This is a genomic window from Dryocola sp. LX212 (assembly GCA_041504365.1).
Lineage (GTDB): Bacteria > Pseudomonadota > Gammaproteobacteria > Enterobacterales > Enterobacteriaceae > Dryocola.
In genome coordinates, this window is sequence record CP167917.1 from 4,434,238 (window position 1) to 4,456,874 (window position 22,637).

The window sequence follows — 22,637 nt, forward strand, 5'->3', positions numbered from 1 at the left end:
ATTTGATTGCCGAGGATATTCGTATGCATAGCCTCAAAGGGGCGCAATGGTTTCGCATTTTCCAGGAAATTACAAATCCGCTATTACAGTGTTAGTCAGATTCACGGGGGAGGAAAATAAAAACGCGCTCATTTGAGCGCGTTCGGAAGTTCAGAGTTGGCCAGTATAGTGCCAGGCCAGATACCGCAAGAGTTTGAGCTGTCGTCCAAGGCGGCTTGGCTGGGAAAGCAGCCGGTAAAGCCACTCCAGGCCAAGTTTCTGCCAGATCTTTGGCGCCCGTTTAACGTGGCCTGTAAACACATCGTAGGTACCGCCTACGCCCATGTATAACGCCTGCGGATAAACCACGCGACAGTCACGCATCAGGATTTCCTGACGAGGGGAGCCCATCGCCACGGTAACTATCGCCGCACCGCTGTCGCGAATACGTTCAAACATCGCCTGCCGCTGCCCGTCATTAAAATAGCCGTCCTGGCTACCAACGATGTTGACGTTCCACTGTTTGCGGAGCTTTGCCTCCGTCTGGGCCAGGATTTCAGGCTTGCCGCCAACGAGGAAGACCGGCGTACCTTCGCGGCCAGCCCTCTCCATTAAGGCTTCCCACAGATCGGCGCCCGGTACGCGGGAGACTTTAGCCTGCGGGAATTTTTTACGGATAGAGCGTACGACGCTGATGCCGTCGGCATATTTAAATTCAGCAGCCTCAATGAGCTTGCGCACTTCCGGCTCGCGTTCTGCCGTCAGCACTTTTTCAGCGTTGATCGCCACCAGCGTGCCTGTTCTTAGCGCTCCGCCGTCATAAAGATAATCCAGCGCGTGTTGCATATCACGCCAGCCCAGCAGCTTCAGGCCGCGGATGCTGTATTCAGGCGCGGTAACCGATTCGTTCATTATTTCCCTTGTCATGCGTTTTGCGTTTCCGCCTCCACTCGCGGTGCGCGCCGCATTCTTTGGTGGATTAGCCCCGCGCTTTCAAATAACCAATACAGAAGCTTAGCCAACAGAAGACAGATGCCGAACACCATCAGGAAGAAAACAACGCGGGACACAAACGAGTCCACGCCTTCACGGGCCAGCACTATCATGTTGAAAATCGCTCCGAAGCAGAAGCTGTGCAGAACCGCTGCCTTGTAGCGGTTAGATTCTTTATTGCCCAGCTCGTACAGCCAGTCGAACCACTTGATGATAAGGCCCACGACTACCGCACCCAGCGGGATAAACCAGACGCCGCCCATCACCACCAGCGAGCCAATCAGCGTTGGCGATATCGCCAGTCCTGAATGGTTGTTGAGGATTTCCCAGGTAAAGTAGTTTGCGCTATTCAGCACGATGCCCGGACGGTCCGGCCACAGCCAGGTCGGGATAAAGACGTAGAAATCACGCACAATCGGCGCGAGCCCCTGAAAATCAATTTTGTCGTAATTTTGCAGTAGCAGCGCCAGGTTTTCCCACGGCGAGAAGGTATCTCGCGTCAGGTACAGGAAGGTGTAGAACGCTTCATCGCCGCTGACGTTAAGGCCGTAGCGTTTCAGCGCCAGCCAGAACATGCCCACAATACCAAACACCCCCGCAGCCGCCAGCATCCACAGTGAAATCCAGCCGCGGATAATGCCGATAAAGAGGAAGATGGCGAAGGCGATGATGATATTGGCGCGGGTGCCGCCAACAATCATGTAGGTCAGCAGGCCAAACGCCACGGTGCTGATGAGGAAGAACATCCACGCCCGCCCATCCTGCTTAATGAAGTAAATCACCAGCATTGCCGGAATGAAGAAGTAGAAGAAGCGCTTCAGCGCCACGCCGGAGACTTCGCTTGAGAATATTTGACTGTACGAATGCAGCTTAAACAGCAGGAAGCCGTTGTGCATGAAGAAGATGGCAACGCTCACCAGCGCAACCGTCGCCAGCATCACCCACAAAAGGTGGGTTTCGACCCGGTTCATGGTGAAGACCGGGCGGCGCGGAACGGCGGCTTCTCGCTTCGCACGCAGCCGGGTTTTATAGGCAACGTAATAAATGGCGTAAAAACACGTCGCCGCCAGCTGGGCCTGCAACAAAACATCTGCCGGCACCACGCTTACCCCGAACCTGAATACCAACGTGCAGGTAAACGGGAAGCCGAAGAAGAATGTCAGTAAATACAGCAGCGAGAAGAAGACGTTGAAGTTAAAACGCACCCGGCGAAACTCCTGGTACGTCAGCAGCCCGATGAACATCACCGAGACAAACCACACGACAAACAGACCGCCAAATTCGGGCAAACTCATGCGGTCTCTCCTGATGCAATCGCTAACGCCTGATGCCAGCCGTCAAGATAGTTGGGGCTGAAGAAGGCGATCTGCTGCTTATCAACCAGCCGTAGCTGACGCTGCGCCTCACGGACTACCGTTTCATTGAGCGGGTCGCCGGTAAACAGCACGGGAACATGCTGTTCGACCATATCCTGCCAGAATGGATTTTTGCGGCTCAGCACGCACGGGATTCCCGCCTGAATCAGCAGGCAAAGCGTGCCGATCCCCTGCTGTCGGTCAAAGATAAAATAGCCTAAATCACACTGGCGAAGCAGCGCCAGATAGGCGTCAAATTCGATTTTCTCGGTCAGCAACTGCAAATTGTCGTTGCTGAACAAGGCGCTTCCCGCCTGCTGCACTTCCCCGATATAGGCACTGTTATTGGCCGGATAGCCCATCGGGACGACAACCCGCACGGTATCACCGAACTGGCTATGAATCGCCTGAAGCGCGGCTATGTGCTGGTTGCTGCGGTCGCCCGAGTTACCCACCAACAGCGTTAGCTTGCCATCCGTTTTTCCCTCAACGCTCAGGGTATTGAGCGAAGGATCCATGCGGGTCGGGAAGTAGAGCAGTTCGCCCGGCACGCGCGGATGGCTCTGGTGGAAATGCGTGAGGTCACCCCGCGTCGCAAAGACACGCCCGACGCGCCCCTGCGCAATACGGCGCAGGATATAAAACAGGCGGAACTTGAGGCTGGGGGAGGCTTCATACAAATCCGCCCCCCAGATGTGCCAGCTAACCTGCGCGGGTTTTAAACCGCCGGTCAGCAGCGCAATCCACAGCGGGCTGTTGAACTGGCCGTGAAAGAAGAAGCGCTGCTGGCGGTCCGCACGAGCTTTAGCCACTACCGCCTGCGACAGCGCTTTCTTCGTCGGAAACAGCTCAATCGCAAGCTCCGGAAATGCCGAAGCCAGGGTACTGTCCGTCGCGACCACCATAAACTGGCGGGCGTGCGGCGTGGAGGCGGCTAAAGCGTCATTAAAGAAGCGCAGAACCGTCTGGTTATGATGAGGGATATCCGATCCCAGAACGTGAATCAGTGTCGTCATGGTCGTCTACGATAAATAAGAAACACGCCGCAGCACAGGGTGAAGTACACAATGTACGTCGCCATATAGGCCTGCGCGGCGCCAAGAGCGCCGTGGGCCGGGATCAACCAGCGTGAAAAGCCGGTTAATAAAGCAAACTGGCTGATTTCAGTCAAAATATAAAAGCGCAGCGACGCCTTTGCGATGACTAAATAACCGAAAACATAGGCGCCAACCTTCAGCACATCGCCCACGAGCTGCCAGGCAAAGAGATCGCGCATGGCAATAAACTTATGGGAGAAGAGCAGCCAGATAGCAAAATCACGCAGCAGCCACACGGTGAAGCTCGCGGCGGCCACCGCTGGCAGCACAAACTTCAGCGAACGCACAATCTCGCGCGAGATGTCTTGTTTTGCCGTCAGTCTTGAGAGCGTTGGCAGCAAATAAACGCTGAAAGATGCGGTGATGAACTGCAGGTAAGCATCTGAAATGCTGCTTACGCCCTGCCAGATACCCACATCGTTCCAGCTGTAATGTTCCGCAAGCAGGTTTCGCATCATCACGTATGCGACGGGCAGCGTGATGGAGGTGATGACCGCCATAATCGTGAATTTGCCCAGGCTGCTGGCGTAGACTTTATTCCACTGCGGCTTCAGGTAGCTTAACGGGATATGCTCGCGGCGCACCAGCATGAATCCCGCCGGAATAAGCACCAGCGCAGGCACCAGGGCCAGGCCAAGCAGCGCCCCCTGGTAGCCGCCCAGGCGGTAACAAAGATAGTAGGCAACCACACCGATAAGGCTCCCGCCAATCAGCGCCAGCGCGTTACCCGCTGCATCCCGGAAGCCTTTCATGATGGCCAGCGACAGGTTCGCCCACGCGATGCCCATCTGTACAAGCGCCACCAGACGAACTAAGTTCTGATACTGCTCGTGACCGAACAGACCGATGCTGATGGGCTTAGCCGCCACCACGAAAATAATCGCCAGCAGGGTCGAAAAACCGAGCACCATGGCAGACGAGGTGCCGAGGACTTTGCGCAGTTCCTGCGGGTCGTCATGATGTTGGGCAACGTATTTGGTTACGCCGTTGAAAATACCGGCACCGGCCAGCACGCCCAGTACCGTAACCAGCTGCCGGAAGTTACCCGCCTGGCCTACGCCACCTGGCCCATAGGCCACCGCCAGCAGCTTCACCACTAGCAAACCAACGGCAATTTTTACCAGCGTGGACCCTGCGGTCCACACCGAAGCTTTCGCTAAAGACATCTCAGGAGAGGTAGCTTAACAGCGTATTGATAACGGTACGCTGGTTAGCCGGGGCGAGGTTGTAGAACAGCGGCAGGCGCACCAGGCGTTCGCTCTCTTTAGTGGTGAAACGATCTTCACCGTGGAAGTAACCGAACTTCTCACCTGCAGGGCAGGAGTGCAGCGGGATGTAGTGGAACACCGCAAGAATTTCAGCTTCTTTCAGATATGAGATCAAGGCCGTACGGTCTTCCACGTCGCGCAGCTTGATGTAGAACATGTGGGCGTTCTGTACGCAGTTTTCCGGCACCGAAGGCAGTTCGATACGACCGGCACGTGCAAGCGGGGCCAACGCGTCGTGGTAGGTTTGCCAGAGCTTCAGGCGCTGCTGGTTAATCTTCTCCGCGACTTCTAACTGCGCCCAGAGATAGGCAGCCTGGAGATCCGCCATCAGATAGCTGGAGCCGATATCGCGCCAGGTGTACTTATCGACCTGGCCACGGAAGAACTGGCTACGGTTGGTGCCTTTTTCGCGGACGATCTCAGCACGTTCAATCAACGAAGGGTCGTTAATCAGCGTCGCGCCACCTTCACCGCCGGCAGTATAGTTTTTGGTTTCGTGGAAGCTGAAGCAACCGATATGGCCAATTGAACCCAGCGCACGGCCTTTATAGGTAGACATCACGCCCTGCGCGGCATCTTCCACAACAAACAGGTTGTGCTTCTTCGCCAGCGCCATAATGGTATCCATCTCACAGGCAACGCCCGCATAGTGGACCGGAACGATAACGCGGGTTTTTTCGGTAATGGCCGCTTCAATTAGCGTTTCGTCGATGTTCATGGTATCCGGGCGGATATCGACAAAGACGATGGTCGCGCCGCGCAGCACGAAGGCGTTCGCGGTCGAAACGAAGGTGTAGCTCGGCATGATGACCTCATCGCCGGGCTTGATGTTCAGCAGAATGGCGGCCATCTCCAGGGAGGCGGTACAGGACGGAGTGAGCAGCACTTTCTTGCTGCCAAAACGCTGTTCCATCCACTGCTGGCAGCGGCGCGTAAAGCCGCCGTCGCCGCAGAGCTTACCGCTACCCATCGCGGCCTGCATGTATTCGATTTCCGTACCTACAACCGGCGGAGCATTAAATGGGATCATTTTTTCACCTGTATAACCAGAAGGCGGTGCTTTCTACTGTGGCACCGCTTTGAATGTAGCGTCGCAGCGCGGCGGTATTGCTAATCTGAGTGGCGATATGCAAAGTGGAGATATTACGATGCTGGCACCACTGCTCAGCGGCATTCATCAGTTTCTCTCCTGCGCCACGCCCTGCCAGTAGCCCTACGCGAGCTTCTTTATCGTTTAGCTGGCGCAGGCTGACAAAACCGTTTATCTCATCGCCCGTTTTAAGCAGCAGACACTCATGGTCAAACGTGCCGAGCACGGCGTTTTCAATCCACTGCGCATAAAAGCGTCCGCTGTCGTCGGGCTGATACCATGGGGCGCGAAAGCGGCTCTGGGTAAAGATTTGAGCGGCCATAGCGCGCAGCCAGGGAATGTCAGCGGATTGCGCCTTTATTACTGAAGAATGAGCATGATTCATGCCAACATCCATCACCAAATCGACTTCCCCCTCTACCAGCTGAAAGCCGAGCTGCTGAAGGCCGTCGAGCCAGTCGGTGCGATGGGCAGGGATTTTAGCCTGCACCCTTCCGTACTCAGCCAACTGTTCCAGCGTAAGCGCCGGGGCATCATCCGCAAAGCGAACGATGCCGCTGTTAATGCTAAAGAATTGATTTTCCCAGTTCAGGTTTTCAAGCCGGGCGCGTAGCTGAGCAATCATGATTTGGCCTCAGCGCGGCGAGCTAGCGCCAGACGCCTTTAGTATCGACAACCCAGCGCTGCTGGACTTTATCCGCCGCAATGGCTTTAAACTCGTTATGGTCAACAAGCATGACCAGCACATCTGCCTGTTGCAGCGCGGCGTCCAGGGTTACCAGCTGGCAATTTTCTTCCAGCTTTTTCGGCAGCTGATGGATATTTGGCTCGACGACCAGTGTTTCACCGCTGTGCCAGTCGGCAATCATGCGGGTGATTTCCATCGCCGGGCTTTCACGCAGATCGTCGATATTAGGTTTAAAGGCGAGACCGAAGCAGGCGATGTTAAGCTCGCTTGCACGACCGCCGCTTTCAGCAAGGCTGTCGGCCACGGCGGCTTTAACCTGATTAATGACCCAGTGCGGCTTGCCGTCGTTAACATCACGGGCGGTGCGAATCAGGCGTGCCTGCGCCGGGTTCTGAGCCACGATGAACCAGGGATCGACCGCGATACAATGCCCGCCTACCCCTGGGCCAGGCTGGAGAATGTTGACGCGAGGGTGGCGGTTCGCCAGGCGAATCAGTTCCCACACGTTAATACCCTGATCGGCACAAATCAGCGACAGTTCGTTGGCAAAAGCAATATTGACGTCGCGGAAGCTATTTTCGGTCAGTTTACACATTTCCGCCGTGCGAGAGTTAGTAACAACGCACTCGCCTTCCAGGAAGATTTTGTACAGTTCGCTGGCGCGCGCCGAACAAACTGGGGTCATGCCGCCAATCACGCGGTCGTTCTTGATAAGCTCGATCATCACCTGGCCCGGCAGGACACGCTCAGGGCAATAAGCAACGTTGATATCTGCCGCCTCACCTGCGTGCTGCGGGAAGGTCAGATCCGGACGCAGCGTCGCCAGCCATTCGGCCATTTGTTCTGTTGAACCAACTGGAGACGTGGACTCGAGAATCACCAGCGCGCCTTTCTTAAGCACGGGCGCGATAGATTCAGCAGCGGACTTCACGAAAGCCATATCTGGTTCGTGATCGCCCTGAAACGGTGTAGGTACGGCGATCAGGTAGGCGTCCGCTTCAACGGGCTGCGTGCTAGCACGCAAAAAACCGGCTTCAACGGCTGTTTTCACAACCTTATCCAAGTCCGGTTCAACGATATGGATAGCGCCACCGTTGATGGTATCTACCGCATGCTGGTTAATATCGATTCCGACTACGGTTTTCTGACGTGAGGCAAATGCCGCCGCCGTAGGTAAACCTATATAGCCGAGGCCAATAACGGAGATGGTTGAAAAACTCATTGTTTCACCTGATTTTTCTTCAGTGCAGCCAAAATATACTCGCATGCGCTGCCGTTCCCGTAAGGGTTGTGCGCACGACTCATCACTTGATATTCATTTTCATCACGCAGCAGACGCGTAACTTCGCGGACAATAACCGAAGTGTCGGTGCCGACCAGACGAACGGTGCCCGCTTTTACGGCTTCCGGACGTTCTGTGGTGTCGCGCATGACCAGCACAGGTTTGCCGAGGGATGGGGCCTCTTCCTGAATGCCGCCTGAGTCCGTCAGAATCAGATACGCATGGTTCATCAGGTAGACGAACGGCAGATACTCCTGCGGTTTGATCAGCACAATGTTGTCGACCTCGCCAAGGATGCGCTCAACCGGCTCGCTCACATTTGGATTGAGGTGAACCGGATAGACAATCTGAACGTCGCTGTTTTCTTTCGCAATCTCCGCAAGCGCAAGACAGATACGCTCAAAACCATCACCGAAGCTTTCCCGGCGATGGCCGGTAACCAGAATCAGCTTCTTTGAGGCATCCAGGAACGGATGGCACTGGGCGAGGCTGCTGCGCAGTTCGTCGTCCGCCATTACGCGGTCACGCACGGATATCAGCGCATCGATCACCGTGTTGCCGGTGACAAAGATTTTGTTATCGTCGATGTTCTCGCGCAGCAGGTTCTGGCGTGAATTTTCGGTTGGGGCGAAATGGTACATGGCAAGATGCCCGGTTAACGTCCGGTTTGCCTCTTCCGGCCACGGGGAGTAGAGATCGCCCGTGCGCAGGCCAGCTTCAACGTGGCCAACGGGGATGCGCTGGTAAAATGCGGCCAGGCTGGTTGCCATCGTGGTAGTGGTATCGCCATGCACCAGCACAACATCCGGTTTGAACGACTCAAGGATCGGTTTCAGCCCTTCCAGAATGCGACAGGTTATTTCCGTTAACCCCTGCCCCGGACTCATAATGTTGAGATCGTAATCAGGCTTGATGGAGAATAAATTTAAAACCTGATCCAGCATCTCGCGATGCTGGGCCGTCACACAAACCTTTGCGTCAAAAAACGCGTCTTTTGCCAACGCGTGGACCAGCGGGGCCATTTTAATGGCTTCTGGTCGCGTGCCAAAAACTGTTAACACTTTCACAGCGATTCTCTTTTGTTTGAAAGGTAAAGGCCCATCCGTAGGACCTGTACCTGAGGGGGTTATAACGCTTTAGGGCGACGGGCTAATGCCACACCTGCACCTATCAGGGCCCCTACCGCACCCCACATCACCAGCAAGAACGCACGGCGCGGGCTGTCGCGTTTTACAGGCTCTTCCGGGGTACGTAAATAACGGTATGTCTGGAAACGAGGATCGAGGGTCGGGCCAACGTTCAGCGTGGAAAGCATGGCACGATTTTGATCGTAGTCGATGTCATAGTCAGGCCCTACCGCCTGAAGATTTTCAAGCCTTGCCTGCAGCATTGGTCGGCCCAGCATGAACATTTCCGAATCCGGCAGTTCGTCTGCCGGCACTTCCGTTTCGCTTTTCACAATATTCTGCTGCTCGGCGATTTTCAGTGCTTGCTCGATGCTTTTCACTTTGCGGTCGTAAATGGATTTCGCCACCATTTCCTGGCGCTTTACCTGCGCTTTCATCTGACCGGTACGTGCGTTCCACGCTCCGGTCAGCTCTTCATTCAGGTGGCTTGCGGCACGCTGGCTGGCGAAAGCAACATACTGACGAAGCAGGTTATTCGCATCCGGGGCAGTTTCAGCGATGAGCTTGACGCTGTCGTTGAGGTTGCGGGTGATATCACCAGCGGTGAACTGTATGTTATCCACCATCTCGTCAAGCAGGGCAGCGTCTGCTTTACTGTTCCCAACCTGGCGTTGCTTGTAATAATCAGTCTGCAGCCAGAAGTCGCGGCGGGTATCGTAAGCGGAGAGCTGCATAACGAACTCTTTGTAGGCTTCGTCCATCACTGAAGGCTGATCCACCGGTGCCGAATTAGCGCGGATATCCAGATTGCGAAGGAATTGCTGCTGAGAGTAAAACCCCCCCAGCATGTTGACCGTAGGACGATCGGTTATCGCATTGGCGCTCCATTCCTGACGTGCAAAAAAGGTGTAGATCAGCGCGATAAGGGCGAACGCAACCGCGATACCGATTATCCAGAACTTTCCTTTCCACAGTGTCCGGAACAAACCACGAATGTCCAGCTCGTTGTCTACCATTCCCGGGTTACTTCCTGGCACGTTTTGTCTCATCACTTCCCCAAGATCTATTTTGTAAGGGTTGGTTTTTTATTATGGCTTCGGCGCATACGCCTTTTAACGCGTTTGATAAAGCGGGCCACTTTCCATGCTCGTTTTATACAATACCCATAGAGCATAAAAGCTAGCAAGAACAATGCCAACATCGCCCATTCTGGAACAATAACAAAATATTCACCTATTACGCCGACTGTTGCCAGCAGGGCGGCAGCAAGCGTAATCAGTGCAAACGCCTGACGGGAGGTAAAACCTGCCCGCATGATAAGATGATGAATGTGCTGACGATCTGCTGAGAACGGGCTTTGCCCTTTCCTCAGACGACGATACATGATGGCTATCATATCCATCAAGGGGATAGCGATGATCCACAGCGCTGTCACTGGACTTATAGGATTTGCCGGACCTTGGGTCGTCTGTAACAGTATCCATATCAACGTAAAGCCGATAAAAGTACTTCCCGCATCCCCCATAAAAACTTTATATCGACGGCCAAGCGCGCCGAGGTTGAGCAATATATAGGGGAGAATGGCGGCGATCATGGCGAAACACCACATCGCAAGACTAGTCTGGCCATCGAAAAAGAGAATTATCCCGAGCGCGGCAAACGAAACGCTGGACAATCCACCAAGCAACCCATCGATGCCGTCCACCATATTAAAGGCGTTTATTGCGGCCCAAACGGCGAAAAGGGTGACAATATAACCGAATGGGCCTAACAGGAACTCCCAGTTACCGAGGATATACCCCAGATTACTGAGATACAGGCCGCCATAGGCCATCATTACCACGGCAACGACCGCCTGAGTAATCGCGCGGAATTTAACGCTGATATCAAACCGATCGTCCAGCGCACCCACCAGAACCAGTGCTCCCGCACAGATTAGATATAAGCGTGCATGAGGGATGTAGTAGCTAGAGGAGAGCCAGGAAAAGAAAAATGCGAAGCATACACCAGCGTAGACAGAGATCCCCCCGACCAGCGGGATCAATCCCTGGTGCCGCTTGCGATAATTAGGTCTATCAACAAGGCCTAATTTTTTTGCAGACTTGCGTGCAAAAAATAAAAAGACCAGGGTGAAAATAAAGACAAGAATGAGGTCTGTACTCAGACTGAGTAAGTTCACAATATACGGCTCTCTGCTAAATCATGCAGTTATTAAAGCAAAAAACATACCAAAACAAAAATATTGGGTTAGTTAGACCTTATTTTAAGAATGATCGCTGTTTTTTTCATGACTTTTTCACTCGCATCAGTATGACGTTATACGTTCTTTAGGCCAGATATAGCGTATATAGCACAAAAGAAAAACGCCACGTCTAAGCGTGGCGTTCCCCGAGTTTTTCTTGCTTACGAGCGCTTCATCATGTCGAAGAATTCGTCGTTGGTTTTCGTCATTGCCAACTTGTTGATGAGGAATTCCATCGCGTCGATTTCACCCATAGGATGGATGATTTTACGCAGGATCCACATTTTCTGCAGCTCTTCCTGAGTGGTAAGCAGCTCTTCTTTACGCGTACCTGAACGGTTGTAATCGATAGCAGGGAACACGCGCTTCTCGGCGATTTTACGCGCCAGATGCAGTTCCATGTTGCCGGTACCCTTAAATTCTTCGTAGATAACTTCATCCATTTTAGAACCGGTATCAACCAGCGCGGTCGCGATGATGGTCAGGCTGCCGCCCTCTTCTACGTTACGCGCAGCGCCGAAGAAGCGTTTTGGACGATGCAGGGCATTCGCATCCACACCACCTGTCAGAACTTTACCGGATGCAGGTACAACGGTGTTGTAGGCACGGGCCAGACGGGTGATGGAATCGAGCAGGATAATAACGTCTTTCTTGTGCTCAACCAGGCGCTTCGCTTTTTCGATAACCATTTCGGCTACCTGAACGTGGCGGGATGCCGGCTCATCAAAGGTAGAAGCAACAACTTCACCTTTAACCAGACGCTGCATCTCGGTCACTTCTTCCGGACGTTCGTCGATGAGCAGAACCATCAGTACGCAATCCGGGTGGTTATAAGCGATGCTCTGCGCGATGTTTTGCAGCAGCATGGTTTTACCGGCTTTTGGCGGTGCCACAATCAGGCCACGCTGGCCACGACCGATTGGCGATGCCAGATCCAGTACGCGAGCCGTTAAATCTTCGGTAGAACCATTGCCACGTTCCATGCGTAAACGAGAGTTAGCATGTAATGGAGTCAGGTTTTCAAACAGGATTTTGTTACGCGCGTTTTCCGGTTTGTCGTAGTTAACTTCGTTTACTTTCAGCAGGGCAAAGTAACGCTCGCCTTCTTTCGGCGGACGAATCTTACCGGAGATGGTATCTCCTGTGCGGAGGTTGAAACGGCGGATTTGGCTGGGAGAAACGTAGATATCGTCGGGACCGGCGAGGTAGGAGCTGTCTGCGGAGCGGAGGAAGCCAAATCCGTCCTGCAGTATCTCCAGCACACCGTCGCCAAAGATATCTTCGCCACTCTTCGCATGTTGCTTCAGGATGGAGAAGATGATGTCCTGTTTGCGCATGCGGGCCTGGTTCTCAAGCCCCATATTTTCGCCGAGAGTAATCAGCTCAGAAACCGGCGTATTCTTTAATTCGGTAAGATTCATAATGGTGGGTTCTTAAACTCGGGGTAAATCTCGAACATGTTTCGTGAATGGTATGGCAGGAAATCCATGCCTGTTTAATGGCCAGCACCACATGTCTTATCGCTGCCTGGTCATAGGATAAACGCAGAACTGAAACGATACGACGGAATGGGTGATCGCCCGAAATCGATTATGCAACCCTGTGCTCACTGTGAAATTGGTGTCTTAGCGATAACGAATGGGAAGCATTAGGTATTACTTAGGTTCAAACTTTAAGACAAGTTCTAAGGTGCAGTAAAAGTAACTTAGCATGACTGAAGCCGGGCGTCCAGCGGCTCGCAAAAAATTGCAAACCCGGTACCGCGCCGGCTGAGTTTCCATTAAGCCAGATTGCTTTCCAGGAACTCTTTTAACTGGCCTTTTGACAGCGCACCAACTTTGGTGGCGGCCACTTCACCGTTCTTAAACAGCAGCAGCGTTGGGATACCGCGAATGCCGTAGCGCGGCGCAGTCCCCGGGTTCTCATCGATGTTCAGTTTAGCAACGGTCAGTTTGCCCTGAAATTCATCAGCGATCTCATCAAGAATCGGGGCGATCATTTTGCAAGGACCACACCACTCTGCCCAGAAATCAACGAGGATCAACCCGTCAGCTTTTAGTACGTCCGTGTCGAAACTGTCGTCAGTCAGGTGAATAATTTTATCGCTCATGTTCTACTCCACAGGATTATGTCTACCTTGTTGGTGTAGCATTAACCAACACAGGGTGACTTTATTTCACCCCGTTTATTTCAACGGATGTGCTTTCGTAAAGCAATAGTAAACTGATATTCTACCACACTATGAGCAAAACACATTTGACCGAACAGAAGTTTTCCGACTTCGCCCTGCACCCGAAGGTGATTGAAGCCCTTGAAACTAAAGGATTTCATTACTGCACCCCCATTCAGGCACTGGCACTACCGCTGACGCTGGCGAATCGTGACGTTGCAGGTCAGGCGCAAACCGGTACTGGCAAAACGATGGCGTTCTTAACGTCAACGTTCCATTATTTACTCTCTCACCCTGTTCCGGAGAACCGTCAGGTGAACCAGCCGCGTGCCTTAATTATGGCACCGACTCGTGAACTGGCAGTGCAGATCCACTCCGATGCAGAGCCGTTGGCGCAGGCCACGGGCCTGAAGATTGGCCTGGCATACGGTGGCGATGGCTACGATAAACAGCTTAAGGTGCTGGAAAGTGGCGTCGATATTTTGGTTGGCACAACCGGTCGTTTAATCGACTACGCCAAGCAAAATCACATTAATTTAGGTTCTATTCAGGTTGTTGTGCTGGACGAAGCGGACCGCATGTACGATCTGGGCTTCATTAAAGATATTCGCTGGCTGTTCCGCCGCATGCCGCCGGTCACTCAGCGTCTCAATATGCTGTTTTCCGCCACGCTTTCGTATCGCGTTCGCGAACTGGCGTTTGAGCAGATGAACAACGCCGAATACGTGGAAGTTGAACCGGAGCAGAAAACCGGCCACCGTATTAAAGAAGAGCTATTCTACCCTTCTAACGACGAAAAAATGCGCCTGCTGCAGACGCTGATCGAAGAAGAGTGGCCAGACCGTGCCATCATCTTTGCAAACACTAAGCACCGCTGTGAAGATATCTGGGGTCACCTGGCCGCAGACGGACACCGCGTTGGTTTGCTGACCGGTGACGTGGCGCAGAAAAAACGTCTGCGTATTTTGGATGAGTTCACCCGTGGCGATCTGGATATTCTGGTAGCAACCGACGTTGCCGCTCGTGGTCTGCATATCCCGGCCGTAACGCACGTCTTTAACTACGACCTGCCGGATGACTGTGAAGATTACGTTCACCGCATTGGCCGTACTGGCCGTGCTGGCGCAAGCGGTCACTCTATCAGCCTGGCCTGTGAAGATTACGCGCTGAATCTTTCTGCTATCGAAACCTATATCGGCCACTCGATCCCAGTCAGCAAATACAAACCAGAAGCACTGTTAAGCGAGCTTCCACCACCGAAACGCCTGACCCGTACCCGTTCCGGTAACGGTCCTCGCCGTGGTGGCGGTGCGCCCCGTGGTAACCGTCGTCGCGCAGGTTAAGAATCTATGCTCAGCTCCTCCTCACTGTATGCCGCTATTGATTTAGGTTCTAACAGTTTCCATATGTTAGTTGTGCGTGAGGTGGCTGGGACGATACAGACCCTGGCCCGCATCAAGCGAAAAGTTCGCCTTGCCGCGGGCTTAAGCGGAGACAATACCCTTTCGCCTGAAGCGATGGAGCGCGGCTGGCAGTGCCTGCGTTTGTTTGCTGAACGTCTCCAGGATATCCCTCAAACGCAAATCCGCGTTGTTGCTACAGCAACGCTGCGTCTTGCAACCAACGCCAACGAATTCATTGAGAAAGCCGAGAAGATTCTGGGCTGTCCTGTACAAATTATTCGTGGCGAGGAAGAAGCCCGCCTCATTTATCAAGGCGTCGCCCATACCACCGGCGGAGCCGACCAGCGCCTCGTTGTCGACATTGGCGGTGCCAGCACCGAGTTAGTGACCGGCACCGGCGCGCAAACTACGGCGTTGTTTAGCCTGTCGATGGGCTGCGTCACCTGGCTTGAGCGTTTTTTCAGCGATCGTAATCTGGCGAAAGAGAATTTTACCGCCGCCGAAGCGGCCGCCAGCGAAGTACTTAAGCCGGTACTTGATGAGTTAAAGCATCATGGCTGGAAAGTTTGCGTCGGCGCCTCGGGCACGGTTCAGGCTCTGCAGGAAATCATGATGGCGCAGGGCATGGACGAACGCATCACGCTTGCCAAACTGCAGCAGCTCAAACAGCGCGCCATCCAGTGCGGTCGGCTTGAAGAGTTAGAAATTGAAGGACTTACCCTTGAGCGGGCGTTGGTTTTCCCAAGCGGGCTGGCCATTCTTATCGCTATCTTCGAACAGCTCAACATCGACTGCATGACACTTGCGGGCGGGGCGCTGCGTGAAGGTCTGGTCTATGGCATGCTGCATCTGACCGTCGATCAGGAAATTCGCAGCCGCACCATTCGCAACGTGCAGCGACGGTTTATGGTGGATATTCCCCAGGCCGAGCGCGTACAGCAGCTGGCGCAGGCATTTGCCGACGGCGTCGCGGATGAGTGGGATCTGGATACGCTGAGCAAAGATATGCTGCGCAGCGCGGCGTTGCTTCATGAGATTGGGCTAAGCGTGGATTTCAGACAGGCACCGGTGCATGCGGCTTATCTGGTAAGAAATCTGGATTTACCGGGCTACACGCCTGCACAAAAGAAGCTTCTGGCAACGTTGCTACTGAACCAGACCAACCCGGTCGACCTCTCGTCACTCCACCAGCAGAACGCCGTGCCGCCTCGTATTGCAGAGCGTCTTTGCCGGCTTCTGCGTTTAGCAATTATCTTCGCCAGCCGCCGCCGCGATGACATCCTGCCAGCTATTGAACTGCAGGCTGAAGGTGAAGCGCTGCATCTTAAGCTACCGCCAAACTGGCTTGCCTGCCACCCGCTGGGAGCCGAGCTGCTGGAGCAGGAAAGCCTGTGGCAAAGCTACGTTCACTGGGCGCTTACCGTTAAATAACTCAGTTTTTCCGTGCTTTTGCCAGCATCTCCCGGATGTTGGCAACATTACTTTGGCCTTTATGCATCCGCTCTTCAGCAGAAACTACTTTACGCTCCTGCTCCCACTTTAGGTCATCCTGCGGCAGCTCCAGCAGAAATCTGCTTGGTTCCGGGCGCACAAGCTCACCATATTGTCTGCGTTCTTTGCACAGCGTAAAGGTCAGCTCTTTCTGAGCGCGGGTAATGCCAACATAGGCCAGACGGCGCTCTTCATCGATATTATCTTCATCGATACTGCTCTGATGCGGTAACAGCCCCTCCTCCATGCCGACTAAAAAGACATAGGGAAACTCCAGCCCTTTAGAAGCATGGAGCGTCATCAGTTGAACCTGGTCCGCCTCTTCGTCGCTTTCACCCCGTTCCATCATGTCGCGCAGCGTGAATCTTGTGACGACCTGGGTCAGCGTCATTGCCTCGTCGATATCCGAACCTTCCAGCATTTCCGTCATCCAGCTGAAGAGCTGATTGACGTTTTTCATGCGCATTTCCGCCGCTTTCGGGCTTGGGGACGTTTCGTAAAGCCAGCTCTCGTAGTCCACGCCATGAATAAGATCGCGCACTGCCGCAACCGGTTCACGCTCGGCGAGGGTTGCCACATCGCGCAGCCAGTGGGTAAACCGCTGAAGCGACTCCAGGCCGCGTCCGCTAAGCGTCTGGCTCAGTCCGAAATCGAAGCTGGCGGTAAACAGGCTTTTATTACGCTGCATTGCCCACTCGCCCAGCTTTTGCAGCGTAGCAGGCCCGATTTCACGTTTAGGCGTGTTGACGATGCGCAGGAAAGCGCTGTCGTCGTCCGGGTTAGTAAGCACGCGCAGATAGGCAAGCAGATCCTTGATTTCAGGGCGGGAGAAGAACGACGTACCGCCGGAGATACGATACGGAATACGGTTCTGCATCAGCATCTTCTCGAACACCCGCGACTGGAAATTGCCACGATAGAGGATCGCGTAATCTTTATAGCCGGTTTTATTAACAAAGTGGTGTGCGATAAGCTCGCCGATAACGCGCTCCGCCTCGTGGTCTTCGCTGTTGGCGGTGACCACTTTTAGTTCAGCGCCGTAACCCAACTCAGAAAAAAGACGTTTTTCGAAAACGTGCGGGTTGTTGGCGATGAGAATGTTCGCAGCTTTAAGGATGCGCCCGGAAGAACGATAGTTCTGCTCAAGCTTGATGACCTGCAAAGCCGGAAAATCCTGACTCAGCAGTACGAGGTTTTGCGGGCGGGCACCGCGCCAGGAATAGATTGACTGGTCGTCATCCCCCACCACGGTAAAGCGCGCGCGCGCGCCAACCAGCAGTTTCACCAGCTCGTACTGGCTGGTGTTGGTATCCTGATATTCATCCACCAGCAGATAGCGAATGCGGTTTTGCCAGCGCTCTCGAACTTCCTCGTTGCGCTGCAAAAGCATTGTTGGCAACGCAATCAAATCGTCAAAATCCAGCACGTTGCAGGATTTCAGATGCGTATCGTACAGCCCGTAGCAGTGGGCAAAGATGCGGTCCCGCTCGCCTTTCGCCTGCGCCGCCGCCTGGGAAGGCGTCAGTAGATCGTTTTTCCAGTTGGAGATCGTTGAGATCAGCTGCTGGAGCAGCGTTTTATCGTCCTCGAGCAGCCCTTCCGTCAGCTCTTTGAGCAGCGCAACCTGATCGGTATCGTCAAACAGCGAGAAGTTAGACTTCATGCCGAGCGCCGCGTATTCACGCTTGATAATTTCTAGTCCCAGCGTATGGAACGTTGAGATCAGTAGACCCCGGGCTTCTTTGCGACCCAGCGTTTGCGCCACACGCTCTTTCATCTCGCGGGCCGCCTTGTTAGTAAAGGTGACTGCGGCAATATGACGCGCCTGATAGCCACATTCACGGATCAAATGCGCTATTTTATTGGTGATCACTCGCGTTTTGCCGGAGCCCGCGCCCGCCAGGACCAGGCAGGGTCCGGTGACAAATTCGACGGCTTGTTGTTGGCCAGGGTTCAAACGCATAAGGTCACTCAATGAAAGTCAGGAGGGAAGAAAAACAGCGTGGTAGTATAGCGAGCGTAATCCATACGACTCAAGGCACTATCATGGCAAAAACCGCGGCAGCACTGCATATCCTTGTTAAGGAAGAAAAACAGGCCCAGGAAATTCTCGAACAGCTGAAAAACGGTGGCGACTTCGAAAAGCTGGCTAAGAAGCACTCCACCTGCCCGTCAGGCAAAAAAGGCGGTCATTTGGGCGAGTTCCGCCAGGGCCAAATGGTTCCGGCGTTTGATAAAGTTGTGTTCTCCTGCCCGCTGCTGGAGCCTTATGGCCCGCTGCATACCCAGTTCGGTTACCACATCATCAAGGTGTTGTACCGTAACTAAAAGAAAGGCCGGGAAATTTCCCGGCCTTTTTTGCATCTTACTGAAGGTTAACCCGCGACAGCAATGCGTTTCATATCGGTCATGTAGCCACGCAGTTTCTGGCCCACTTTTTCGATTTCGTGATTGCGGATGGCTTCGTTCACGTCACGCAGCTGTGCGTTATCTACCGCCGCGGCCGGGATTTCTTTACCCAAATCGCCTGCCTGAATCGTTGTCATGAACTCTTTCAGCAGCGGTACCGCAGCGTAAGAGAACAGGTAGTTACCGTACTCCGCGGTATCCGAGATAACCACGTTCATTTCATAAAGGCGCTTACGAGCGATAGTGTTCGCAATCAGCGGCAGCTCGTGCAGTGACTCGTAGTAAGCAGACTCTTCGATGATGCCCGCATCAACCATGGTTTCGAAGGCCAGCTCAACGCCCGCTTTCACCATGGCAATCATCAGAACGCCTTTATCGAAGTACTCCTGCTCAGAAATTTTACCTTCAAACTGCGGTGCGGTTTCGAACGCGGTTTTGCCGGTCTCTTCACGCCAGGTGAGCAGGTTTTTATCGTCGTTCGCCCAGTCAGCCATCATGCCGGAGGAGAATTCACCGGAGATGATGTCGTCCATATGCTTCTGGAACAGCGGTGCCATAATGGTTTTCAGCTGCTCGGACAGCGCGTAAGCACGGATTTTAGCCGGGTTGGACAGACGGTCCATCATCAGCGTAATGCCGCCCTGCTTCAGGGCTTCGGTGATGGTTTCCCAGCCGAACTGGATCAGTTTTTCTGCGTATGCCGGGTCGGTGCCTTCTTCCACCAGCTTATCGAAGCACAGCAGAGAACCCGCCTGCAGCATGCCGCACAGAATAGTTTGCTCGCCCATCAGGTCAGATTTCACTTCTGCAACGAAAGAAGATTCCAGTACGCCCGCACGGTGACCACCAGTTGCAGCAGCCCATGCCTTAGCGATAGCCATGCCTTCGCCCTTCGGATCGTTTTCCGGGTGAACCGCAATCAGCGTTGGAACACCAAAGCCACGTTTGTACTCTTCACGAACTTCGGTACCCGGGCACTTAGGTGCCACCATCACTACGGTGATGTCCTTACGGATTTGCTCGCCAACTTCAACCACGTTAAAGCCGTGGGAGTAACCCAGCGCCGCGCCGTCTTTCATCATTGGCTGAACGGCTTTAACTACCGCAGAGTGCTGTTTGTCTGGCGTCAGGTTAACAACCAGGTCAGCCTGTGGGATCAGCTCTTCGTATGTACCAACTTTAAAGCCGTTTTCGGTCGCTTTACGCCAGGAAGCGCGCTTCTCTGCAATCGCTTCTGAGCGCAGAGCGTAAGCAACATCCAGACCGGAGTCACGCATGTTCAGGCCCTGGTTCAGACCCTGCGCGCCGCAGCCGACGATGACGACTTTTTTACCTTTGAGGTAGCTTGCTTCATCGGCAAATTCGTTACGCGCCATGAAACGACATTTACCCAGTTGCGCCAGCTGCTGACGCAGGTTCAAGGTGTTGAAATAATTAGCCATCGTAGGACTCCGTGATTGTCGTGTTGTGTTTCTTGTAAGGGTCGCAAGCCGTGTCATGTTTGCGAGAATGAAACCACTATATGACAGGAAATGCGTTGCTGAAATTGATATATTAACAACGTGACGTTGCAAAAACTGCAACATAAAAAGAAGGGTTGATGACCATGGATTTACGCGATCTCAAAACGTTTCTCCACCTTGCAGAAAGCCGCCACTTTGGCCGTAGCGCAAGGGCGATGCATGTCAGCCCGTCAACGCTTTCACGCCAGATCCAGCGCCTTGAAGACGATCTTGGCCAGCCGCTCTTTTTACGCGATAACCGCACCGTCACCCTAACCGAAGCAGGCGAGCAGCTCAGGCAATTCGCGCAGCACACGCTTTTGCAGTATCAGCAGATGCGCCATACCATCGGCCAGGAAGGCCCTTCGCTTTCCGGGGAGCTCCATCTCTTCTGCTCGGTTACCGCGGCCTACAGCCATTTGCCGCCGATTCTGGATCGGTTCCGCGCCGAACACCCAAATGTGGAAATCAAACTGACAACCGGCGACGCGGCGGATGCGGTGGAAAAAGTAGATTCAGACGAGGCCGATCTTGCGATTGCCGGCAAGCCGGAATCACTGCCGCCGGGCATTGCTTTCTCAATGCTGGAAAACCTGGCCGTGGTGCTTATTGCCCCCGCTCTGCCCTGCCCGGTTCGCAGCCTGGTCAGCACGCCCGAGCCAGACTGGAACAAAGTGCCCTTTATCATGGCGGACCAGGGGCCGGTGCGCCGCCGCATCGAACTGTGGTTCCGCAGGCAGAAAATCAGCAACCCGTTTATCTACGCAACCGTGGCCGGGCATGAAGCAATGGTGTCGATGGTCGCGCTGGGCTGTGGCGTGGCGCTGCTGCCGGAAATCGTGCTGGAAAACAGCCCGGAACCTGTCCGCAACCGCGTACAAATCCTCGAGCGGAGCGAAGAAGATGCGCCGTTCGAACTTGGCGTTTGCGCACAAAAAAAGCGGCTCAATGAGCCGCTTGTGAATGCGTTCTGGAAATTACTGCCCGGCAGCTACTAGCCCGCAAGGAAAAAGCGGAACGCCGGATTATTGGTTTCATCGTGGCAGTCGTAGCCAAGCTCGTTCAGGCGCGTTTCGAAATCTGGCTCGTTATCACCAAGCTCGAACGCCGCCAGCACGCGGCCATAGTCAGTACCGTGGCTGCGGTAGTGGAACAGGGAAATGTTCCAGTGCGTGCCCAGCGTTTGCAGGAACTTCAGCAGCGCTCCCGGCGACTCCGGGAATTCGAAGCTGTAGAGGCGCTCGCGCAGGGGCTTGGAAGGTCGTCCACCCACCATATACCGCACGTGAAGCTTCGCCATTTCATCGTCAGACAAATCGACTACGCCGTAGCCCCCTCCTTTCAGCAGGGCAAGGATCTCTTGCCGCTCTTCCAGACCGCGAGTCAAACGCACGCCAACGAAAATGCAGGCCTCCGCCGAGCTTGAATACCGATAGTTAAATTCGGTGACGGAGCGGCCGCCCAGCAGCTGGCAGAACTTCAGGAAGCTGCCTTTTTCTTCCGGAATAGTGACCGCAAGCAAGGCTTCGCGTTGCTCCCCCAGTTCACACCTTTCAGAAACATAGCGCAGCCCGTGGAAGTTAACGTTCGCGCCAGACAGAACGTGCGCCAGGCGCTCGCCGCTAATCTGATGCTGCTGGATATACTTCTTCATACCCGCCAGGGCCAGTGCGCCGGAAGGTTCTGCCACGGCACGCACATCCTCGAAGAGATCTTTCATTGCCGCGCAGATTGCATCACTGTCGACGGTAATGATGTCGTCGAGATATTCCTGACAGACACGGAAAGTCTCATCGCCGATGCGCTTAACCGCCACGCCTTCAGCAAATAAACCAACTCGCGCCAAATCGACGGGCTTGCCCGCATCCAGCGCGGCTTTAAGACAGGCCGAATCTTCGGCCTCAACCGCAATCACTTTGATTTGCGGCATGAGCTGCTTAATCAGAACCGCTACGCCCGCCGCCAGACCGCCACCGCCGACCGGGACGAACACCCGGTCGATGTGGGCGTCCTGCTGCAGCAGCTCCAGCGCCAACGTGCCCTGCCCGGCAATCACTGCCGGGTGGTCGAACGGTGGCACATAGGTGAAGCCCTGCTGCTGCGAAAGCTCGATTGCCCGCGCTTTAGCTTCATCAAAGTTGGCACCGTGCAGCAGCACTTCGCCACCAAATGCTCTTACCGCATCCACTTTGATATCCGCGGTAGCAACTGGCATCACGATCAGCGACTTGATACCCAGACGAGTGGAAGAGAGCGCCACGCCCTGAGCATGGTTTCCAGCCGAAGCCGTAATCACGCCGCTGGCTTTTTGCTCGCTGCTGAGCCCGGCAATCATGGCGTACGCGCCGCGCAGCTTAAAGCTGTGCACCGGCTGACGATCTTCACGCTTCACCAGAATGACGTTATCCAGACGGGATGAAAGCTTTTCCATCTTCTGCAGCGGGGTAACCTGAGCTACCTCGTATACGGGTGAGCGCAGCACGGCACGCAGGTATTCCGCCCCACAGGGGGCGTCCGGTAACGGTTGTGACTCAGCCATGT

19 protein-coding genes are annotated in these 22,637 nt (G+C 54.2%); 4 read left to right on the top strand and 15 right to left on the bottom strand.

What is annotated here, in order from left to right:
* Positions 1 to 150 precede the first annotated feature (150 nt).
* From wecG to trxA, 12 genes are all read right to left on the bottom strand, one after another.
* Complete coding sequence (gene wecG, locus ACA108_21270) at positions 151 to 891, bottom strand: lipopolysaccharide N-acetylmannosaminouronosyltransferase (protein ID XEX95808.1); 741 nt, start codon at positions 889 to 891, stop codon at positions 151 to 153.
* Between the two features lie 11 nt (positions 892 to 902).
* A complete protein-coding gene (gene wzyE / locus ACA108_21275) occupies positions 903 to 2,267 on the bottom strand; it encodes an ECA oligosaccharide polymerase (GenBank protein ID XEX95809.1) in 1,365 nt (454 codons plus the stop codon).
* Positions 2,264 to 3,343: a TDP-N-acetylfucosamine:lipid II N-acetylfucosaminyltransferase gene (locus tag ACA108_21280; protein XEX95810.1), complete on the bottom strand. Its 1,080-nt coding sequence runs from the start codon at positions 3,341 to 3,343 to the stop codon at positions 2,264 to 2,266. The genes wzyE and ACA108_21280 overlap by 4 nt, the downstream gene beginning before the upstream one ends.
* Positions 3,340 to 4,590, bottom strand: a complete 1,251-nt coding sequence (gene wzxE, locus ACA108_21285) for a lipid III flippase WzxE (GenBank protein ID XEX95811.1) — start codon at positions 4,588 to 4,590, stop codon at positions 3,340 to 3,342. Before wzxE ends, ACA108_21280 begins: the two co-directional genes overlap by 4 nt.
* 1 nt (position 4,591) lies before the next feature.
* Entirely contained in the window at positions 4,592 to 5,722 is a 1,131-nt protein-coding gene (gene rffA / locus ACA108_21290) for a dTDP-4-amino-4,6-dideoxygalactose transaminase (protein XEX95812.1), read from the bottom strand.
* A gap of 4 nt (positions 5,723 to 5,726) precedes the next feature.
* Complete coding sequence (rffC, locus tag ACA108_21295) at positions 5,727 to 6,407, bottom strand: dTDP-4-amino-4,6-dideoxy-D-galactose acyltransferase (GenBank protein ID XEX95813.1); 681 nt, start codon at positions 6,405 to 6,407, stop codon at positions 5,727 to 5,729.
* Between the two features lie 22 nt (positions 6,408 to 6,429).
* Positions 6,430 to 7,692 carry a UDP-N-acetyl-D-mannosamine dehydrogenase gene (gene wecC / locus ACA108_21300; GenBank protein XEX95814.1) on the bottom strand — a complete coding sequence of 421 codons (1,263 nt, stop codon included), beginning with the start codon at positions 7,690 to 7,692 and terminating at the stop codon, positions 6,430 to 6,432.
* Positions 7,689 to 8,819, bottom strand: a complete 1,131-nt coding sequence (gene wecB, locus ACA108_21305; protein XEX95815.1) for a non-hydrolyzing UDP-N-acetylglucosamine 2-epimerase — start codon at positions 8,817 to 8,819, stop codon at positions 7,689 to 7,691. The genes wecC and wecB overlap by 4 nt, the downstream gene beginning before the upstream one ends.
* A gap of 59 nt (positions 8,820 to 8,878) precedes the next feature.
* The gene (wzzE, locus tag ACA108_21310; protein XEX95816.1) at positions 8,879 to 9,928 is read right to left on the bottom strand and encodes an ECA polysaccharide chain length modulation protein; all 1,050 of its coding nucleotides are present in this window, start codon (positions 9,926 to 9,928) and stop codon (positions 8,879 to 8,881) included.
* Between the two features lie 14 nt (positions 9,929 to 9,942).
* Complete coding sequence (wecA, locus tag ACA108_21315) at positions 9,943 to 11,058, bottom strand: UDP-N-acetylglucosamine--undecaprenyl-phosphate N-acetylglucosaminephosphotransferase (GenBank protein XEX95817.1); 1,116 nt, start codon at positions 11,056 to 11,058, stop codon at positions 9,943 to 9,945.
* 224 nt (positions 11,059 to 11,282) lie between these two features.
* On the bottom strand, positions 11,283 to 12,542 hold the full coding sequence (rho, locus tag ACA108_21320) for a transcription termination factor Rho (protein XEX95818.1): 1,260 nt from the start codon (positions 12,540 to 12,542) through the stop codon (positions 11,283 to 11,285).
* A gap of 359 nt (positions 12,543 to 12,901) precedes the next feature.
* Entirely contained in the window at positions 12,902 to 13,231 is a 330-nt protein-coding gene (gene trxA / locus ACA108_21325; protein ID XEX95819.1) for a thioredoxin TrxA, read from the bottom strand.
* Between the two features lie 131 nt (positions 13,232 to 13,362).
* Between trxA and rhlB the strand changes: the two genes are divergently transcribed.
* Positions 13,363 to 14,634 carry an ATP-dependent RNA helicase RhlB gene (gene rhlB, locus ACA108_21330; GenBank protein ID XEX95820.1) on the top strand — a complete coding sequence of 424 codons (1,272 nt, stop codon included), beginning with the start codon at positions 13,363 to 13,365 and terminating at the stop codon, positions 14,632 to 14,634.
* A 6-nt stretch (positions 14,635 to 14,640) separates the two neighbouring features.
* The gene (gppA, locus tag ACA108_21335) at positions 14,641 to 16,125 is read left to right on the top strand and encodes a guanosine-5'-triphosphate,3'-diphosphate diphosphatase (protein ID XEX95821.1); all 1,485 of its coding nucleotides are present in this window, start codon (positions 14,641 to 14,643) and stop codon (positions 16,123 to 16,125) included.
* Position 16,126: 1 nt separating this feature from the next.
* Here the strand turns inward: gppA and rep are convergent, their stop codons facing one another.
* On the bottom strand, positions 16,127 to 18,148 hold the full coding sequence (gene rep, locus ACA108_21340) for a DNA helicase Rep (protein XEX95822.1): 2,022 nt from the start codon (positions 18,146 to 18,148) through the stop codon (positions 16,127 to 16,129).
* Positions 18,149 to 18,231: 83 nt separating this feature from the next.
* On the opposite strand from rep, the gene ppiC reads away from it, so the two are divergent.
* Positions 18,232 to 18,513, top strand: a complete 282-nt coding sequence (gene ppiC / locus ACA108_21345; GenBank protein XEX95823.1) for a peptidylprolyl isomerase PpiC — start codon at positions 18,232 to 18,234, stop codon at positions 18,511 to 18,513.
* Between the two features lie 47 nt (positions 18,514 to 18,560).
* On the opposite strand, the gene ilvC is transcribed toward ppiC, so the two are convergent.
* Positions 18,561 to 20,036 (bottom strand): ketol-acid reductoisomerase, encoded by a 1,476-nt coding sequence (ilvC, locus tag ACA108_21350; GenBank protein XEX95824.1) that lies wholly within the window; start codon positions 20,034 to 20,036, stop codon positions 18,561 to 18,563.
* Positions 20,037 to 20,200: 164 nt separating this feature from the next.
* Here ilvC and ilvY point away from each other — a divergent pair, with 164 nt between their 5' ends.
* A complete protein-coding gene (ilvY, locus tag ACA108_21355; protein ID XEX98178.1) occupies positions 20,201 to 21,094 on the top strand; it encodes an HTH-type transcriptional activator IlvY in 894 nt (297 codons plus the stop codon).
* On the opposite strand, the gene ilvA is transcribed toward ilvY, so the two are convergent.
* Positions 21,091 to 22,635, bottom strand: coding sequence for a threonine ammonia-lyase, biosynthetic (gene ilvA, locus ACA108_21360; protein ID XEX95825.1), 1,545 nt, complete (start codon positions 22,633 to 22,635; stop codon positions 21,091 to 21,093). The genes ilvY and ilvA overlap by 4 nt on opposite strands.
* Between the last annotated feature and the right edge of the window lie 2 nt (positions 22,636 to 22,637).

Bases quoted from the DNA above. Each gene is read 5' to 3' on its own strand.
- gppA (XEX95821.1), top strand. From the start codon at position 14,641: ATGCTCAGCTCCTCCTCACTGTATGCCGCTATTGATTTAGGTTCTAAC.
- rho (XEX95818.1), bottom strand. From the start codon at position 12,542: ATGAATCTTACCGAATTAAAGAATACGCCGGTTTCTGAGCTGATTACT.
- trxA (XEX95819.1), bottom strand. From the start codon at position 13,231: ATGAGCGATAAAATTATTCACCTGACTGACGACAGTTTCGACACGGAC.
- wzxE (XEX95811.1), bottom strand. From the start codon at position 4,590: ATGTCTTTAGCGAAAGCTTCGGTGTGGACCGCAGGGTCCACGCTGGTA.
- ppiC (XEX95823.1), top strand. From the start codon at position 18,232: ATGGCAAAAACCGCGGCAGCACTGCATATCCTTGTTAAGGAAGAAAAA.
- rffC (XEX95813.1), bottom strand. From the start codon at position 6,407: ATGATTGCTCAGCTACGCGCCCGGCTTGAAAACCTGAACTGGGAAAAT.
- wecG (XEX95808.1), bottom strand. From the start codon at position 891: ATGAACGAATCGGTTACCGCGCCTGAATACAGCATCCGCGGCCTGAAG.
- ilvC (XEX95824.1), bottom strand. From the start codon at position 20,036: ATGGCTAATTATTTCAACACCTTGAACCTGCGTCAGCAGCTGGCGCAA.
- rep (XEX95822.1), bottom strand. From the start codon at position 18,148: ATGCGTTTGAACCCTGGCCAACAACAAGCCGTCGAATTTGTCACCGGA.
- rffA (XEX95812.1), bottom strand. From the start codon at position 5,722: ATGATCCCATTTAATGCTCCGCCGGTTGTAGGTACGGAAATCGAATAC.
- rhlB (XEX95820.1), top strand. From the start codon at position 13,363: ATGAGCAAAACACATTTGACCGAACAGAAGTTTTCCGACTTCGCCCTG.
- wzzE (XEX95816.1), bottom strand. From the start codon at position 9,928: ATGAGACAAAACGTGCCAGGAAGTAACCCGGGAATGGTAGACAACGAG.
- ilvY (XEX98178.1), top strand. From the start codon at position 20,201: ATGGATTTACGCGATCTCAAAACGTTTCTCCACCTTGCAGAAAGCCGC.
- wecC (XEX95814.1), bottom strand. From the start codon at position 7,692: ATGAGTTTTTCAACCATCTCCGTTATTGGCCTCGGCTATATAGGTTTA.
- wzyE (XEX95809.1), bottom strand. From the start codon at position 2,267: ATGAGTTTGCCCGAATTTGGCGGTCTGTTTGTCGTGTGGTTTGTCTCG.
- ACA108_21280 (XEX95810.1), bottom strand. From the start codon at position 3,343: ATGACGACACTGATTCACGTTCTGGGATCGGATATCCCTCATCATAAC.
- ilvA (XEX95825.1), bottom strand. From the start codon at position 22,635: ATGGCTGAGTCACAACCGTTACCGGACGCCCCCTGTGGGGCGGAATAC.